Annotated in this window: 12 protein-coding genes; 6 read left to right on the plus strand and 6 right to left on the minus strand. The window is 60.1% G+C overall.

What is annotated here, in order from left to right:
* Nucleotides 1-44: 44 nt before the first annotated feature.
* A complete protein-coding gene (locus M5G11_RS14255; RefSeq protein WP_273913776.1) occupies nt 45-1,523 on the minus strand; it encodes a methyl-accepting chemotaxis protein in 1,479 nt (492 codons plus the stop codon).
* An 86-nt stretch (nt 1,524-1,609) separates the two neighbouring features.
* Entirely contained in the window at nt 1,610-2,416 is an 807-nt protein-coding gene (locus M5G11_RS14260) for a TatD family hydrolase (RefSeq protein WP_273913777.1), read from the minus strand.
* Between the two features lie 164 nt (nt 2,417-2,580).
* On the opposite strand from M5G11_RS14260, the gene M5G11_RS14265 reads away from it, so the two are divergent.
* From M5G11_RS14265 to M5G11_RS14290, 6 genes are all read left to right on the plus strand, one after another.
* Nucleotides 2,581-4,002, plus strand: a complete 1,422-nt coding sequence (locus tag M5G11_RS14265) for an MltF family protein (protein ID WP_273913778.1) — start codon at nt 2,581-2,583, stop codon at nt 4,000-4,002.
* 103 nt (nt 4,003-4,105) lie between these two features.
* Nucleotides 4,106-4,537 (plus strand): DoxX family protein, encoded by a 432-nt coding sequence (locus M5G11_RS14270; RefSeq protein ID WP_273913779.1) that lies wholly within the window; start codon nt 4,106-4,108, stop codon nt 4,535-4,537.
* 330 nt (nt 4,538-4,867) lie between these two features.
* Nucleotides 4,868-5,176, plus strand: coding sequence for a hypothetical protein (locus M5G11_RS14275; protein WP_273913780.1), 309 nt, complete (start codon nt 4,868-4,870; stop codon nt 5,174-5,176).
* 208 nt (nt 5,177-5,384) lie between these two features.
* Nucleotides 5,385-7,340, plus strand: coding sequence for a hypothetical protein (locus tag M5G11_RS14280; protein ID WP_273913781.1), 1,956 nt, complete (start codon nt 5,385-5,387; stop codon nt 7,338-7,340).
* Nucleotides 7,341-7,572: 232 nt separating this feature from the next.
* A complete protein-coding gene (locus tag M5G11_RS14285; RefSeq protein ID WP_273913782.1) occupies nt 7,573-9,768 on the plus strand; it encodes an autotransporter outer membrane beta-barrel domain-containing protein in 2,196 nt (731 codons plus the stop codon).
* Nucleotides 9,769-9,900: 132 nt separating this feature from the next.
* On the plus strand, nt 9,901-11,364 hold the full coding sequence (locus M5G11_RS14290) for a hypothetical protein (RefSeq protein ID WP_273913783.1): 1,464 nt from the start codon (nt 9,901-9,903) through the stop codon (nt 11,362-11,364).
* A 43-nt stretch (nt 11,365-11,407) separates the two neighbouring features.
* Here M5G11_RS14290 and M5G11_RS14295 read toward each other — a convergent pair whose 3' ends face one another.
* The 4 genes from M5G11_RS14295 to M5G11_RS14310 form a co-directional block, all read right to left on the minus strand.
* Nucleotides 11,408-12,508, minus strand: coding sequence for a fimbrial protein (locus M5G11_RS14295; protein ID WP_273913784.1), 1,101 nt, complete (start codon nt 12,506-12,508; stop codon nt 11,408-11,410).
* Between the two features lie 74 nt (nt 12,509-12,582).
* Nucleotides 12,583-15,078, minus strand: coding sequence for a fimbria/pilus outer membrane usher protein (locus tag M5G11_RS14300; protein WP_420793869.1), 2,496 nt, complete (start codon nt 15,076-15,078; stop codon nt 12,583-12,585).
* A gap of 18 nt (nt 15,079-15,096) precedes the next feature.
* Entirely contained in the window at nt 15,097-15,852 is a 756-nt protein-coding gene (locus tag M5G11_RS14305) for a fimbrial biogenesis chaperone (protein ID WP_273913786.1), read from the minus strand.
* A 75-nt stretch (nt 15,853-15,927) separates the two neighbouring features.
* Nucleotides 15,928-16,479, minus strand: coding sequence for a fimbrial protein (locus tag M5G11_RS14310; RefSeq protein ID WP_273913787.1), 552 nt, complete (start codon nt 16,477-16,479; stop codon nt 15,928-15,930).
* Between the last annotated feature and the right edge of the window lie 788 nt (nt 16,480-17,267).

Consider the following 17,267-nt stretch of genomic DNA (forward strand, 5'->3'; position numbering starts at 1 on the left):
GGGCAAGACGGTATCTACATTTGTTGCAGCAGACCACGGCTTAGCTAGAGCTTGAGCTGGCCGATGGCCTTGTTCAACTCGCCGGCCAACGTCGCCAACTCATTGCTGGTGGTCGCCGAGTCCACCGTCTGCTGCACGGTTTCTTCCGTCACGTCTCGAATGCTCACCACCGCCCGGTTCATCTCTTCGGCCACCTGGCTCTGCTGCTCCGCCGCCACCGCAATCTGCGTGTTGCTCTCGCGCATTTGCGCCACCGCCCCGGTAATCTCGGCCAATGCTTCACCGGCTTCGCGGGCCTGTTTCACGCAGTCGTCGGCCTTGTACGAACTCTCCTGCATGAAGTCCACCGCATCGCGGGTACCCGCCTGCAACGCCGAGACCATGGTGGTGATCTCGTCGGTGGACGACTGCACACGCTTGGCCAGGTTACGCACCTCATCGGCCACCACCGCAAAACCACGGCCCAGGTCCCCGGCACGCGCGGCCTCAATCGCGGCGTTGAGCGCCAGCAGGTTGGTCTGTTCGGCAATGCTGTGGATCACCCCGACCACGCCATTGATCTTCTGGCTGTCTTCAGCCAGTTGGCGAATCATTTCGGCAGTTTGCTGCACACCGCTGGACAGCCCGGCAATCGAATCCTGCACCCGGCTGACCACCGCCTGGCCACTGCCCGCCAGGGTATCGGCGCTCTGCGACAGGTCGCGGGTGGCGCCGGCATGCTGGGCGATGTGGTAGACGGTGGCGGTCATCTCGTTGATCGCCGTGGCCGCCTGGTCGGTCTCGCTCTGCTGGCCGAGCATGCCGTGACGTACCTCGTTCATGCTCGCAGCCAGGCGCGCGGCGCCCGAGTCCAGTTGCGCGGCGGTGCGTGCAACGGTGTTGACGATGCGGTGGTAGGTGGTCTGCATGGCGTTGAACGCGCTCGCCATTTGCCCGACTTCATCACCGCAGGCCAACGGCACGCGGGCCGACAAGTCGCCAGTTTTCTCGACATGCAGCATCACGTCTTTCAACGTGTTGAGCTGGGCCAGCAGGAAGCGGATCAGCAACTGCGAAGCACACAGCATCGCCAGCATCAGGATCAGTACGCACACGGCGTAGTTGGTGAAACGGTCGCCAAACACCTGGAAGATGCTCGGGGCTTGGGCCAGTACCGCGATGTTCTGGCCATTGCGGTTGATGACCTGGGCGCCGATCAACGGGTCGGTGCCCACCACCGGGAAGCTGTTGAGCGCAACCCAGCCCTGGGCCGAGGTCAGCTCGGTGAGCGCCTGGCCATTGAAACTGGGCGTTTGCCCGGCATTGAAGGCCAGCCAGCGGCGGTCCTGGGGCAGGGCCTGGCCGGCTGGCCAGGTGGCCAGCAATTTGGCTTCGGACTGGGCCTGGACCTGGGCGGTTTGCGCCCGGGCCTCTTGTTCCAGGCTGACGGCGTACAGCACCAGGAACAGGCTGGTGACAAAGGCGACCGCGTTGACCGCCCAAAACTTGTATTTCAAGGAGATATTGCTAAGCCAGGCACCCATGGTAGGTCTTCTCTGAATTGGCGGAAAGATTGTTGGCAAGGTGCCATCAGTGTCTACGAAAACTCAGAATCAGATCTTGATATGCGTCAAGCCAACTCAGGCAAACCGAAGAATGCGCGGGCGCAGTCGCTGGTATGGGCAGCGACGTCTTCCAGGCTTTCGTTACGGTGCAGAGCCACTTCGCGCAGCACTTCCGGCAGGTAGGCCGGTTCATTGCGGCCGTTTTTCGGTTTGGGCCGTAGTGTGCGGGGCAGCAGGTAGGGGGCATCGCTTTCGAGCATCAAACGGCCACGCGGGATGCTGTTCATCAGCGGGTGCAGGTGGGTGCCACGGCGCTCGTCGCAGATCCAGCCGGTGATGCCGATGTGCAGGTCCAGGTCGAGGTAGCCGAACAGCGCATCGCGCTCGCCGGTGAAGCAGTGCACCACGGCGGCGGGCAGGCGGTCGCGGTAGTGCCTGAGGATCTGCAGCAGGCGTTCGCTGGCATCGCGCTCATGCAAAAACACCGGGCGTTGCAGCTCCACCGCCAGCATCAGGTGCTCTTCCAGGACCTTTTCCTGCTGCGGACGCGGGGAGAGATCGCGGTTGAAATCCAGCCCGCATTCACCCACCGCACGCACTCGTGGCTGTTCCAGCAGGGCGCGCAGGGTGCGCCCGCTTGCGGCGGTCCAGCTGCTGGCGTCATGCGGGTGAACGCCGGCGGTGCTGAACAACCTTTGCGCGCTTTCGTCCAGTTGCAAACACAGCTCCAGCGCCGCTTCGCTGCCTTCGATGCTGGTGCCGGTGACCAGCATCTGGCGCACGCCGGCCGCCTCGGCGCGTTCGAGAAGGTCGTGGTGTTTGCCGGCAAAACTTGGGTTGGTCAGGTTGACGCCGATGTCGATGAGTTGCATGGTGCTACCTCGCAGAGTGCGGCAGTTAGGGCTTGGCGGCGCTGAAAATATCAATAACGCCAAGAACTTCAAGGAGTTGTCGCGGTCTTTTGCGGTCAATTGTCACGGAATGACCGCAAAGTATGACGCCAAACACCCCTTCGCGGCCTGTTCATGGAGCCTGGATGACGCGAAAACTGCTGCTGTCGCTACTGAGTGTCGGGCTGCTGCTGGCAGGGCCGGCCCACGCACGCCTGCCGGGCCCGCAACAGGCGGTGCCGGCGGCGAAAGTCCGCGACCTGGCGCAGATCCGCAGCAGCCGTGAACTGCGCGTGCTGGTCAACCAGAGCCGCAACAGCTCCGGCGAGGTCAAGGGCGAGTCGGTCGGGGTCGAGTACCACCGTTTGCGCGCCTTCGAACACTACCTCAATGCCCGCGCCCGTGACGGCCAGGCGATCCGCCTGAAAATCATCCCCAAGGCCAAGGAACAACTGCTCGGCGCCCTGACGCGCGGCGAGGGCGACCTGGCTGCGCCGGGCGAACTGCTCGACCCGACCTCTACCCGTGGCGTAAGCGCCAGCGACCCGGTGCTCGACCAGGTGCCATTGGTGCTGGTGGGGCACAAGGGCGGGCGGGTGTATCAGCGGGTCGAGCAGTTGTCTGGGCGCACCCTGGCGCTGACCAGTTCCAGCGCCGCCGGCGATACCCTGCACGAGATCAACCAGAAACTGGCGCTGCGCAAGCTGGCGCCGATCAAGGTGGAGTGGGTCGACCCCAGCCTGGCTGTGGAAGACGTGCTGGAGATGGTGCAGGCCGGGGTGTTTCAGCTCACCGTGGTCGAGCAGCCGATTGCCGAGCGCTGGGCCAAGGTGATGCCCAAGTTGCAGGTGCAGCGCAAGGTGCGCCTGACCACCCCGGAAGCCATGCACTGGTATGTGCGCCGTGACGCGGCAATGTTGAATGCCAGTGTCGATGCCTTCCTGCAAGGCTACCGGCCACCGGAAAACCAGGATGCGGCGTTCGAACGTATCTATCGACGCCTGTACAAAGTGCACAACCCCTTGGCCCGGGTCAGCCGCCAGCGCCTTGAGAAGCTGCGCCCGGTACTGCAGCGCCATGCCCAGGCACAGAACCTTGACTGGCTGAACCTGGCCGCGCTGGCCTTCAAGGAATCGTCGCTGGACCCCACCGCGCGCGGGGCGGGCGGGGCGCATGGGCTGATGCAGATCACCCCGAGTGCGGCGCAGCGCGTTGGCGTCAGCGATATCGCCAGTGTCGAGGGCAATGTCCAGGCCAGTGCCCGCTACCTGTCGCTGATCCGCCGCAAGTTCTTCGCCAGCAACCAGCTCAATGAACGCGAGCGCATGGCCTTTGTGCTGGCGGCCTACAACCTCGGCCCGGAGCGGGTCCAGGCGATGCGCGCGGAAGCCAAGCGACGCGGGCTCAACAGCAACCAGTGGTTCTTCCAGGTCGAGCGCATTGCCATGGAGCAGGTGGGAATGGGGCCGGTCAGCTATGTTAATAGCGTGAACAAGTACTTCCTGGCTTTCGACCGGGAGCGGGAGTCGCTTGAGCTGCCGGAGCGCAAGGTTGTTTCGCGAAAGTAATCAAATTAGTCGATTGTTATGGTGCATTTATTGCGCTTTTGGCATTTGAAAATATGATTAGTATGGCGGCCATCACCTCAAACAACTGCTTAAGGAAGACTGCATGAACGCCATCCACTCCGTAATGTTTACCCGCGCCGGCTGGGGTATCACTATTTTGCGCATCATTGTCGGCATCATCTTCATGGCGCACGGCTCGCAGAAGCTGTTCGGCCTGTTTGGTGGCGGTGGCTTGGCCGGCACTGCGCAGTACATGGAAAGCATCGGCCTGGCGCCGGGTACGTTGATGGCGATGCTTTCGGGCGGTGCGGAATTCTTTGGTGGCCTGGCGCTGGTGATTGGCTTGTTGGCGCGGCCGGCGGCCTTGGCGCTGGTGGGGTTGCTGGTGGTGGCGATTTTCTCGGTGCATATCAGCAACGGCTTGTTCATGGCCAACAACGGCTATGAGTTTGCCCTGGCTTTGCTCGGTGGTGCGCTGGCGGTGTTGATTGAAGGTGCGGGCAAGGCGTCGATTGACCGGGCGATTGCCGGGTAGTTGGCTGGCTAGTCAGCGTCGGCCAGGGCCAATCGCTGGCAAGGCCAGCTCCCACAGTGGTCTCTGTGGGAGCTGGCCTTGCCAGCGATGAGGCCGGTACTGCCAGCACGCATCCAGGTTGGAGCGCGTGCGCTGCACCCAGGCTTACACACCGCGCGTGTTGACATTCAGCCCGCCGCTTCTCTAGGATGCAGACTTGCGCCGATTTAAACAGCTACTTGCGGGGCGCAGGTGGGCCCTCTTGAGGTTTACCGAATACCGCTAAAGCGCTGGTTCGGTGACGCCTCCCACCGCAGCCCAGCGGGATTTGCGAGGCGGAGAAATCACTCCATGAGTTGCCCACGTACCAGTGTTTGCCTGACCCCGATCCCTTCCAGCCAAGCGGCCCGCACGCCGCGCATCCTGCTGGGTGGTCAGCATCAACCGACCCTTCTGCGTTACCTCGATGGCTGGCCACGCCGCAAAGGCCGCGCCACCGCCTTCCTCATCCAGTTCGCCGACAGCTTCACGCCCCTGAGCCGCTTTGCCGATGATCGTTTTGATCTGGCCGTGGTCCAGGCGCCCTCACGTGAAGACGCCGCCGAAGTGATCGGGCACCTGACCCGCATCGCCCGGCAGGGCCTGATTACCCGCGGGTAGTCAGTACCCGGCACTGTCACCTGTATAGATACCCACCTGACATTTCTGCCAGTTTCGCCGTTTTCCGAATCCATGCCTAATCGCCTCAGGCCTTCGTGGCCGAGCAGAGCGATGGGATGTGTCGGCTCCGTGGTCATCGACCTGCCTGAGAAAATTCATGGCCAATGCACAGGCTTTGGCCGAATGATGCACATAGGAGAACGGCGAAATGGCAGCAGCAGATGGCAGCAATAAAACCACGGCGGTACGCCGCCCAAAAGTCAGAACGAACCGTGATGTTCCCACGGCGTTCCCAAATCCACGTTTCGAATCTGGTGTCGAGCCGGACGGGTTGCTGTTGCGCAGTCAACTCGATCTCGGCGTGACGGTGTTGATCGACCGATGGGACAACCCCCCGGGTGATGGTGAGTTCAACGAACTGTTCGTGCAACTTGCCCGTGCCGGAAGTGAAAACTATGAGAGCGTTGTAGATGAAGAAACTGAAGGGCAGATCACCTTCCCCCGCAAACTGGTAATTCCCTCCGACTACTTGTTGGCGCCGAGTAATGAAGGTCCCTTCAAGTTGCGTATTGAGCAGGTGAACCAGGTTGGTAACACCGTTTGGTCCGAGATTGTACCGATTGTGATCGACAAGACCCCGCCACACAATCCGGACTTCCCCGAAAAAATCAAGTTCTCGTTCACGCCTCCGATTACCGATGCCACCTTGGATGGGTTGAGTTATCTCGAAGGCGAGATTCCCGAATGGAAGGGGGAGGAAGTTGGCGACAGGGTTGCGTTCGCGTGGTTGGAAAACAAATTGCCGACCGAGCCTGGCGACCTTGTTCCGATCGACACCGTCATACTGGGTCTTGACCGCAAGGTTAAGTTCCCGGTGGCTGTCATCCGTGCCAGCAAAGACGGCTTGTATACCGCCGGCTATGTCATCCTGGACCGAGCCGGCAACCTCAGTAAGGTCTCTCAAATCGACCTGATGTCCGTGGCGCTCGGGCCGGCGCCCAAACCATTGGTGGAGCCTGTCGTTCCCGATTTCGACAGCAACGGTATCATCGACCTGGCCGATGCCATGAATGGCGTGGAGGTCCGAATTCCGCCAGTTCCCAACGGCAAAGAAACTGATGAGCTGGAAATCTGGTGGGGGGACAAACCCTTGGTAGGTCGGTGGCCTGTGCGGCCGGGAGCGCAGGTACCTATTCCAGTGACCTTCAAGCATTTGTTGCAGGCGTTCGGTCATGCCACGACACCGGTGGCAACCGATGTGCGGTACATCGTGTACCGCGGCGTAGAGCCATTCGATTCGGATGTTTTGCAAGTCCAGGTCGACCTTTCGACGACGGGCCCTGTGAACCCGGGGTGGCCCGACGACCCTGATCCGACCAATCCGACGCTGGAACTGCCACAAGTGTTTGGTAAATCGGGTGAGGCGAACAAGTTGGTGGCTGCGGACGAGAACCAGGAGGTCTATGCCAGCATCAAGTTGGTAGCGCCTGTGGCAGACGACGACACCTATCAGCTGTACTGGAATGACGTGCCAATCGGTGACGCCTATAAAGTCGACCTTACCCAGGTTGGTGACGGTGATGAAATCCGGATCCCGCTCGATTGGAATGACATCAGAAAACAACGCAACAACAAGGCGATGCCGGTGTACTACACCCTGGGCCATCCGGATCGGCGCAACCTCCAGACGTCCAACTCCAGCAGTGTTGATATCGACTTCCTGGTTGTGGTCTTGCCTAAGCCAGTGGCCTTGGACTTGGATTCTAAGCGGAAAATTCTCAACTGCAGCTCGCTGAAAGAGCAGGGTGGCATGCACGGCTTCCGCTATCACATTCCCGCCAGCGAGTACCTGAAGGTGGGCGATGTTATCAATATCTCGTGGAAGGCATTCCAGCGCCTTGGTACCCCTGAGCACGTTCCTGCCGCCGACAAAGATGAAGATCTGTACATCACAGCGGATCACGTACTCAATGGCATCAATTGGTTTGTCGGGCCCTATGACAAGCATATCTTGCCAATTTATGCAGGGGAGGAGCCCGATGCACAAAGCGGCAGGGGGAAGGTGCAGTACACCCTTGACGTGGGGGGCAAGTCCACGCCGTCAGCTATCTCCGATGAACAGGTCTCGATCGCTACCGGGACAGGGACCTGCCCCCTCCCATAAACCCATCCACTAAAAATCCAGACCCGCTGACGATGCTTGTACGCATCGCCAGCGGCTGCGGAGCGTTTGTTTTACCAATGGTTTTGTTGAAAATTCCTACAGGCATGTAGGGCGTTTCCTGCATAAGAGTGAGAGGCCTATGGGTAGTCTGCCGGCCCTTCAAGTGCCGAATTGTAGTTATCGAACTGTGTGCGTTCGGCCTTCTCATTGTCGATACCCTATGGAGATACTCATGCCTGTTGTCAGGTCTTTTGCCTTGAACCCTCTGGCCCGGTCTTTGAAAGTCTTGCTGTTGACGCCGTTACTACTCGCGAGTGAGCACAGCCTGGCGACCACTTTTCTTGATGGCACCTCAGCCAAAATCGATGGCTCGACCGCTGTCGACACTTACCGCTTGAGCAATGGTGCCACGCTGACTGCCGATGGGGCCCGGACACAGGCTATCCAAGCCGTGGGCTCGACCCTGAACATGACCTCGAGCCAGGTGCAGAGCACTGGTTCAACGGGTGTCAGTTTGCAGAACGGTACGGCGAATATTGCCGGCAGCACCGTGAGTGGCAGGACCATAGGTCTGGTCCTCGGGCGCCCGCTGCCCAGCACCCTGGGTTCTACCGCCAAGGTTACTGACAGCACCATCAGTGGCGGGCAAATTGGCGCATCGGTCAGTGGCGCCAGCGTGCTGACGCTGGAACGTACTAGCGTGAGCGGTAGCGGGCAGATGGGTGTGCGGCTCGACTCCGGCACGCTAAATGCCAGTAGCAGTACCATTACCGGTGGCCAGAATGGCATTCGCATTGGCGTCGACACGGACCTGCCAAATGCCAGCAAAGTTGAACTGCGCAATAGCCATGTCGAAGGCCTAGGCGGTTCGGCGATTTTCGTCGGCGCACCAGGCAGTGGCGTGGTCAAGGCTGACATCAGCGTTCTGGATGGTTCGACCCTGACCGGCAGCAACGGCACATTGATGGAAGTCGTCAACGGCGCCGAAAGCCACTTGCGGGTCGGCAACAGCCACCTCAAGGGCGATATCCTGGCCGACGACACCAGCACGGCCAACCTCACGCTGGAGAACGCGGCCAGCTTCACCGGGCGCCTGCTCAACGTCAATGCACTGGCCATCAACAGCAACGCCACCTGGACCATGGTCGGCGATGGCAGCGTCAAATCCCTGGTCATGGACGGTGGTTTCGTCGAGTTCGGCAGCCCGACCGAGTTCTACAAACTGTCGGTGGGCGAGTTGTCGGGCAACGGCACCTTTGTCATGGCAGCGGACTTCGCTACCGGTCAGGTGGACACCCTGGAAGTCACCGGCAAGGCCAGCGGCAACCACAGCGTGCTGATGAGCAGCAGCGGTATCGACCCGACGGCCTCGGGCAACATCCCGGTCATTCACATTGCCAGCGGCGATGCCACGTTCTCCCTGCTCAACGGCCCCGTGGACTTGGGCGCCTACTCCTACGACCTGATCAAACAGGGCAACAATGACTGGGTGTTGAACACCGCGTCGCGGCTGATCAGCCCGGGGAGCCGCTCGGTGTTGGCGTTGTTCAACGCTGCGCCGACGGTCTGGTACGGCGAACTCAGCACCTTGCGCAGCCGCATGGGCGAACTGCGCCTGGATGAAGGCAAGGCCGGTGGCTGGATGCGCGCCTATGGCAACAAGTTCGACGTCGATACCAGCGCTGGCGTGGGTTACAAGCAAACCCAGCAAGGCCTGTCGTTCGGTGCCGACGTACCGTTGTCGGCCGGCAACGGGCAATGGCTGGTGGGTGTGCTGGGCGGCTACAGCGACTCCGACCTGGACCTCAGCCGTGGCACCAGTGGCACGGTCAACAGTTACTACGTGGGTGGCTACACCACGTGGATGGACGGCGAGAGCGGCTACTACTTCGACGGCGTGCTCAAGCTCAACCGTTTCCAGAACCAGTCCAAGGTGCAGCTCAGCGACGGCACGCGGACCAAGGGCGACTATGACAACCATGGCGTCGGTGCATCCCTGGAGTTTGGCCGGCACATCACGCTCGACGACGGTTACTTCGTCGAGCCGTTCACCCAGGTCAGCGGGGTCATCGTGCAGGGCAAGGACTACACGCTGGACAACGGCTTGCGCGCCGAAGGCAGCAACACCCGCTCGTTGCTGGGTAAAGCCGGGGCCACCGTCGGGCGCAATTTCGCGCTGGCAAACGGCGGCACGCTCCAGCCGTACCTGCGGGCGGCCTATGTCCACGAGTTCGCCAAGCACAACGAGGTCAAGGTGAACGACAACGCGTTCAACAACAACCTCTCGGGTTCGCGTGGCGAGCTCGGGGTGGGTGTTGCGATGAGTGTCAGTGATAGCGTCTCGGTGCATGCCGACTTCGATTACAGCAACGGCAACAAGGTCGCGCAACCTTGGGGTGCCAACCTTGGGGTTCGCTACTGCTGGTAAGCAGGCGGCGGGCAGGTAGCACTACCTGCCCGCCCTGGCTGGGGGCTGTCGCTGTAGATTTGTTCACGACTGTTCAGGGCACACAGGCCTTTACGCGTTGATGTGCTCGTTACTTGGCGAGGGAGAACATCAATGTCATCAGCAAAAATCAGCAACCTGCCCCCCGACGCGCTGCTGGAGGCGCCGACCACCGATCCGGCACCGTTGAGCAACAGTGACGGTACGGAAACCAACCTGCTGCCGCGCCTGGCTTGGAGTGATTCTGACAAGCCGCTGAAAGTGAAGTTTGCGTTGTGGCAGAACTCTGATCCGAAGATCGGGGCACCTGAGGAAGTCGAGGTTTACCTCGATGACATGCGCATTGGCCAGCGCGAATGGACGGCGCCCATTAAGGAAGATGAGCTTTTCGTTACGGTCAGCGCAGACCAGTTGCTCCCTGGGGAGCATCAGCTGACCTATGTGGTGACGCTGGGCAATGGCAACAAGGTGGGCTCGGAACCGTTTACCGTGACCATCGACAAGGAGCCGCCACGCCTAGCGGATCCTGACCGGCTGATTTTCCCCTCGGACCTTCCTCCCAATGGCATCAACAACACTTACCTGGCCACACACAATGATCAGGTAGTGGCGAGTGTGCCGAACTACGTCGAACGCAAGGTTGGCGATGTGCTTACCTGGTACTGGGAGCTTAATCCGGACGGCGATATCCCGGCGGGCACGTACACGGTGAAACCCGGTGATCTGGGCAACCCGTTGAACGTGGTGTTGCAGGGTGAGTTTTTGCGCCAGCAGAGCAATGGTGTTTTTTTTGCCACCTATAGCGTCCGCGATCGGGCGGGTAACGGGTCGAACCTGTCACGCTCGGTCAGGTTGACGGTCGATATCCGCCCGCCTGTCGCTCGTGGTGCGCCGAGTGTCAAGGAGGCATCACCCAATGGCCCAGATTCCGGGACGCTAGCTGCTTTGAATGCCCAGAGCGGAGCAACTGCAGTCATTTCCCGGGAAGAGGTTTCTTTGGGTGAGGTCGTGAGCATTGATGTCATCGGGTTTGATGGTGGAAACGGTCCGGGTTCTATTGCAAATCTGCCGCCGATCAACCCGCCAGACGGTCTGGAGTTCAAGATTCCCGCATCTGTGCTGGCTGCCAACATCCCGGTTGGCACTGACATACGCAAACTCGACATTCGCTACAACGTGACAGGTGATACCCAGCCTTCAAAGTCCTATTGGCTCACGGTTCCAAAATTTACCGGATCAACCTTTGGCAGAGTGCTCTGTGAAGGCGTTGAAACAGGTTCACCGGCGACCTTGTCCAAGAGCAAGATGTCGCCCGAAGGCGAGTACGTCTATGTGGACAGGTGGCCTTTTCAGGCCGCAGGGCAATACATCAAGGTCTTGGTGGCGACAGCGGGCAAAGAAACTGTTCTGGCCGATGGCGTGTTGAGTTCGCTTGGTACGTACCGCGTGAAGCTGCCGCAAAGCTATGTGCGGGCCATTTCGGTCGGGAAGTACTTTACCCTTGAGGCGGGTGTCAGTTTTGATGGCAAGCTGAGCTATCAGCCGTTTCAGCCACTGATGGTCAAGGTAGTGTCCTGAAGGCTCCAGGCAAAGTGACCGGCAGGCGTCCCTGCCGGTCGCTTCACTTGTAGGTAATGGTGAAATCCAGCGCCCCATTTGCCGTGCCAGGCTGGACGTCTTTGCTGGGGGCTATCTGGTAGTAACGGGCGCTCAGGTTGAGCGTCATGTTGCCCGATACCGGGATGGCATCGAACCTTTCCTCGTCCGCCAGGGCAAGCGGTGTCGCCTGGTCCGCACGCAGTACCTGGATACCTATCCCTTTGGCTGTGGAGCCCGTCTCCAGGGTAAATACCCCTTCGCGTGCATATTTGATGGTCGAACCATTGGTTGGCTCCAGTTGGATGTATGCGGTGGTAACGGTGCCGCCCGCAGGGTCGGACACGCACGCATTCAAGGCAATGGTGAAGGGGGTTGCATCTGTGGTGGCGGCCTCCCCGGTGAATTTCGCAGTGCTCCAGTCGCCCAGGTTGACGGGGTTCGGGTTCACCGGGTTGTTTGTCAGGCTGCAGTGCGCTTGAGTCAGCGTGCCGCCCAGGGCCACGCTGAATGCATCAGGGATACCAGTGAACGAGGCTTTCACCAATGCTCTACCGCTGTCGAGTGTTTGCCGGCCGAGGGGAATGTCACCGGTTTTGACCAGTGTGATCGTGCCGCGCAGTAGTGAATGGGTGGGGGGGAAGGCACTGGTGTCGAAATCAATGAACCCATCAAAAGGGACGATGCTGTCGGCGCCAGCCAGCCGCCAGAAGTTGGAGGTGGCACCATCATAGGGAGAGCCAAAGCGGATCTGGACGCCGACGCCGGGAATGTTGGTCTGCAGGACTTTGCCCGGTATCGTCATGCCATTTGAGCGGGGGACGCCCGGTGCCGGTGCGGCTGTTGCACTGGCCCTGAACGTCAGCCTGTTAGGAGGGCGGTTCTCGCAGAGGATGTTCGTTCCGGCCGAAGGCAGGCGGAAGGGACGTTCAAGCACGCCGATGATATCGCCGGCTGCCGCATCCCTGGGAACATACAGGTCTGAAACGTCGATTACATAGTGGTCGGGCCCGGGAGAGCCGGTCCACCAGATACACGTATTGGGATCAGCATAGGCGTCATCAGCGGCGATCAAGGCGCTGGTGGCGAATGCGAGCATGGTGCCGGCGATCATTCGGTTAGGCATGCGCAATGGTTTCCTGGCGATGGCGGCACACAGCCAAACCCGTGGCTGCATGCGCGCAAGAATGGGGCGTGGTGTCAGCGGCAAATCAGGGATTGCACCCGGTAACCCTGTACAAGGGGCATCTGCTGTGTATCCAGTTGCATCAGGCACTGGTCGGCGTTGGCAACGCCCCAGCGTACATTCAGTGCGTGTGGGCCATCACTTACGCCCAGCAATGCCTGGCCCGCTTGCCCGACAATCCCCAGATCAGTTCCCTCGATGTCCTTGACCTGGGCGCCAAACGGCAGTGGGTTGCCGTGCTCGTCGCGTATCGTCAACAACAGGCGGTGCACGCGGCGCGCCGGGAAGGAGGCTTTGATCACCGCGCCGCGGCGCGGCACGACATTGGTTATGCCGTTGTCGATTTCAACCGTAGGGTCCAGTTGATCCAGGTTCAACATCACGCGGTTGACTCGATAGGGCTGCAGATAGGGGATCAGCGCATAGCCATGGTTATTGGTGCGGGCACTGGCAGCATTGACCACCCCGACATCGGCAATTCCCGGTACATGGGCCAGGCCGCTGGTGTCACCCAGATAGGGGCCCAGCGCAATGCCGTCGCCATGCAGCAGCAGTGCACCGCTGGCGTTGAGTGACAGGCTGTTGTAACTGCTGCTTTGTGTGATACCTGCCCCCATAGAGGCAAACGGTGCCTGATAGCCCACCGACAGTTCACTGCTGGTTTGCTGGCTTTCGCTGTTGGCGAGGGATGCGCGATAGCTCAGGCGATCATCCGCAGCCCGGCCAGACAACGAAGCACGCTGGCTGTAGTTACCGCGATTTTCCTGCAAGTCGTAGGTTGTCGTGGTACCACGGCCGAAGCTGAGGGGCACAGAAACGCTCAGGCCGAACTGGCGATCACTGGCGTAGTGGTCATTCAACGATTGCGAGGCATAGACGCTGTAACTCACCGTTTTGAAACGGCTGGTGAAGTTGAGTTGGAACTGGCGCTGCTGGTAGTCAGTACGCCAGTAGTCGGCCTGGGAGAGGGTCAGGCTCAGTGAACTCTGGCTACCGATGTCCTGAAATACCGACGCTTCAAGCAGGCTGCGCCGGTTGCCGACAAAGCGGTGATGGGTATCGCGCTCACGTACCGCTTCGGCAAAGTCCCGGTAGCCTTCGGTGGAGTAGCGGTAGCCGGCAAAGCGCAGGCTGGTGCGGGTTTCGAAGGCCTTGCCGTACTTCAGCGCATAGCTCATGCCTTGCACCCGATACTGGCGGCCTGCGACGCTGACGTCTGCGTGGGAGCGTGTTGCATCCAGCGCCAGCGCGCCGAAGTCGCCAAGGTTCCGGCCGATGCCCAGAATGCCGGCCTGGTAGAAGCCGTTGGCCATCAAGCCCCCGTACAATGTTGAGTTCCAGCCAACGCCACGTGCCAGTGTCCCCTGATACAGCATGGTGTTGTCACTGGTGTAGGAGGGCGCGTTGTAGAGGCCTGCACTGGCGCTGTAGCGCCACACCCCTTCACGCAACAGATTGTTCAGGCTTGAGTACGCCAGGGTGAAGCGGCGCACCTGACCGTCGGCTTCGGTCAGGATGATCTCCAGTTCGCCACTGCCGGCAGCGGTGGTCAGGTCGTTGATTTCGTACGGGCCGGCACTGACATAAGTGGTGTAGATCGCAAAGCCGTTCTGGCGGATTTCCAGTTTGGCCCTGCTCATGGCTACCCCCCGCACAACAGGCGCGTAGCTTTGCATTGAGTCGGGCAACATGCTCATGTCGGAAGCGATCTGCACGCCCTTGATCGGCACGCTGCGAAACACATCGCCTGGGGTAAAGGTTTCGCCCAGTGTCAGTTGCGAGCGGGCGTCAGGCAGGTCACGTTGCACATAGGTGTAGGCACGCGACCAAGCGCGCCGGCCTTGGCTGTCGCTGCTAAAGGCGTTGCTGCTGCGCAGGCGCCACGGGCCCAGGTTCAGGCCGCTGTTTATATAGGCATATTGGCTGTTGTTGGCGCCAGAGTGGTCATTGTGGCCCTGCTGGGCACCCAACTGATAATTGATGAAGGCGGCATTGATACCGTAGTCCCAGCGTTGCGGGTCAACATAACCTGCCACATCGCGGCGCATGGCGAATTGCGGTATGGAGACCGAGAGCAGCAGTTGACTGGCGTCCAGCGTTGCCCGGGCGTCAGGCAGTAAGTCCGCCAGGTCAATGCAGGTGTCCGTCAGTGCAGGCGGCGCCAACAGGGCAGCCACTTTTACGCCGATCTCTTCAATAAAGGCCAATGAAAGGCAAGGTACGAGTTCGCCTTGTCCATCGTCCGTAAACTCGATTTCGCGAAGGTCGAAAAACGTTCTGTTGACCTCGATGGTCACCCGGTAGCGTCCGGGTGCCAGGTCATTGCTGGACAATGCCTGGAGCGCCAGTGCGCCTGCATCGCTGGCATGGTTGTCGAGCTGGCGCATGAAGCTGGGTTGAAATTGCACAGGGTCGCCAGCATTGGCGATCAAGGGCAGGGCGCCGGGCAGTGTGAGCAAAGGCAAAAGGCGCCGCGCAAAAAGCGTGCGCCAGTGCAGGAGCAGAGGCATGGCGAGAGTCCGCGCGAGTTAGAGGTCGATAGCAACAGGGGAGGTCAGCGGGGTGGTGAAACCGCCGTAGTCATTGATGGTGATGAACTTCACCTGCAGGCCCGGGCCGGGTTTGAAACCCTCGAGTTCAAAGTGCTGGGTTGCCAGCGGCATCACCATCGGTGTGTGCGCAAGCTTCAGGGTCTGGCCGCCTTTACTCAGCTCGATGGAAACGAATGATTGGTGGTAGGGGCCTGGGTTGTTCACCTCCAGGCGCGGCTTGCCGCCCACGCTGCGTACTGACCAGGTGAGGTGTTCAAGGCTCTTCAGGGGGTCGCTGGCAAGTTCCACCGGGCGGTAGAACAGCTTGATGCGCGTACGCAATGCGATGTTCAGCTGGTTGGCCTGGTTCTCCTGGGTCTGGGGGATTTCCTGCACATTGAAAAAGAACACCGTTTCGCGGTCAGTGGGTAGCGAGTTGGGCAGACCGTTGATTTGCACCTGCTGCTCTTTGCCAGCATTCAGGCGGAACAGCGGTGGGGAGGCGATGAAGGGCACGGCGGTGGTTTGGTCGTCGGCAGCGGTGTTCACCCAGGTCTGCACGGCGAAGGCTTTGTTGCTGGGGTTGCTGACGGTGGCTGAAACACTGCGCTTGTCGCTGTCGAAAACGATGCGTGTACCGTTGACGGTCAGCGCGCCTTGGCAGGTGGGTAGCCAGCAGAGCAGGGCGCCGAATAGCGCGCAGGAAAGTGCGCCGCGCCTGACAGGGGCAGGGCGATGAGAAAGGCCAGGCATGGAGAGGTGTCCTTGTTGCGAGACGTTGCCGTTGAACGGCGGGGCGAGCCCGCCGTTCAACGACGGTTGATCCGATCAGTTCATCGCGAGGGTGAACTCGATGTCGGCATCTGCGGAACCTGCCGTTACCGGGGCCCCCGAAGAGGCGGTGGAGAGATACATGGCGGTGAAGTCCATGAGGGTTGGGTTGGTTGGGTCCAGCACGTAGATGGTCGAGGCGGTGCCGTTTTTCACGTAGCTGTTGGAGCGGTCCTTGATCGCCACTACAACGCTTTGTGCCGGGTTGTTGGTTGGCTTGAGGCCGTAGTGTTCGCCACCACCGCCGTACACCGAATTGAAGGTGACGGTGGCATCCAGCTTGCCAGGGTCGACCGAGCAGGTAGTGCCTGGGGTGATACGCATCTGGAAGGCGCGTTCGCCAGCGACGGATCCGACGGTAGTCAGGGCACTGCTGTCAACGCTGCCCAGCTGGATCAGATTGCCGACACTGCCGTTTTCCGGGTTGACGATCTCGATTGCGCAGGACGCGCTTTTAACTGAGCCAAGGAAGTTGATCCGGCCATCAGGGGCAGCGAATGCAGACGTGGCTGCCAGGCCCAGGGTCAGGGCGAACAGAGATTTTTTCATGGATCAAGTCCTTTTGTTGCGATGAAAAATTGAGGTGGACGAGACCGCGCACCGGTCACCCACGGCGATACACGCTGCGGATTCGCTGCAGGGCAGTCTCGGCGGTGGAGTCTAGGGAAGGGGCCGGGGGGAGAGTATTGGGGGGATTCGCTGCTGCGCTGGTGTTAAAGGCACTGTGTCGGTAGGACAAATCCTAGCGCGTAGGAACAGGTAGTTCGGATAGGGTGCCGTTGGGTACTGCGAACGGGCTTTGCAGGGGTGTGGTTCAAGCAGTTTTGGAGAAAAACGCCTGAGGGTTGCTCAGGCGAGTGTTCATCGGTTGAAGTGTTTTGGTGTGTATGCGGCCCTGACATTCGTTTGCATTTGGCCGCCGTTGCCAAGGCCCCATATGTAGTTCGGATTGGACATCGGAAATTTACCGTCAGCGTTTTTTTGTGGAACGTTGGAGGCCAACTTGTTCAACGTAGACGGTGGAGGCGGTGGAGGCGGTGGGGGCGCAACAATGCTTCCCTGACTTCCCTGACTTCCCTGACTTCCCTGACTTCCCTGCGAATTCTGGCTGGCAACAGAGCCTTTCCGAGAGGGGGCGGGGCTCCCAGAAGGAGTTGCGGCAGGAGATTTAAATTCAGTTTGAGTATAACTAGATGTTACTTCAGGGCGAGTAGTCGAATTGAGCGGTAAGTCGACTGTGCTGTTCCGTTTCCCGAAAATGGGATTAGTTGTAAAGTTGTCATCTATGGGGAATTTCGTTCTGCTCAGCGGAAAATTACGGGACTGTCAGATTTTTT

The sequence above is a fragment of the Pseudomonas fontis genome, from assembly GCF_028656955.1.
Taxonomy (GTDB): domain Bacteria; phylum Pseudomonadota; class Gammaproteobacteria; order Pseudomonadales; family Pseudomonadaceae; genus Aquipseudomonas; species Aquipseudomonas fontis.

Bases quoted from the DNA above. Each gene is read 5' to 3' on its own strand.
- M5G11_RS14255 (WP_273913776.1), bottom strand. From the start codon at position 1,523: ATGGGTGCCTGGCTTAGCAATATCTCCTTGAAATACAAGTTTTGGGCG.
- M5G11_RS14260 (WP_273913777.1), bottom strand. From the start codon at position 2,416: ATGCAACTCATCGACATCGGCGTCAACCTGACCAACCCAAGTTTTGCC.
- M5G11_RS14265 (WP_273913778.1), top strand. From the start codon at position 2,581: ATGACGCGAAAACTGCTGCTGTCGCTACTGAGTGTCGGGCTGCTGCTG.
- M5G11_RS14270 (WP_273913779.1), top strand. From the start codon at position 4,106: ATGAACGCCATCCACTCCGTAATGTTTACCCGCGCCGGCTGGGGTATC.
- M5G11_RS14275 (WP_273913780.1), top strand. From the start codon at position 4,868: ATGAGTTGCCCACGTACCAGTGTTTGCCTGACCCCGATCCCTTCCAGC.
- M5G11_RS14280 (WP_273913781.1), top strand. From the start codon at position 5,385: ATGGCAGCAGCAGATGGCAGCAATAAAACCACGGCGGTACGCCGCCCA.
- M5G11_RS14285 (WP_273913782.1), top strand. From the start codon at position 7,573: ATGCCTGTTGTCAGGTCTTTTGCCTTGAACCCTCTGGCCCGGTCTTTG.
- M5G11_RS14290 (WP_273913783.1), top strand. From the start codon at position 9,901: ATGTCATCAGCAAAAATCAGCAACCTGCCCCCCGACGCGCTGCTGGAG.
- M5G11_RS14295 (WP_273913784.1), bottom strand. From the start codon at position 12,508: ATGCCTAACCGAATGATCGCCGGCACCATGCTCGCATTCGCCACCAGC.
- M5G11_RS14300 (WP_420793869.1), bottom strand. From the start codon at position 15,078: ATGCCTCTGCTCCTGCACTGGCGCACGCTTTTTGCGCGGCGCCTTTTG.
- M5G11_RS14305 (WP_273913786.1), bottom strand. From the start codon at position 15,852: ATGCCTGGCCTTTCTCATCGCCCTGCCCCTGTCAGGCGCGGCGCACTT.
- M5G11_RS14310 (WP_273913787.1), bottom strand. From the start codon at position 16,479: ATGAAAAAATCTCTGTTCGCCCTGACCCTGGGCCTGGCAGCCACGTCT.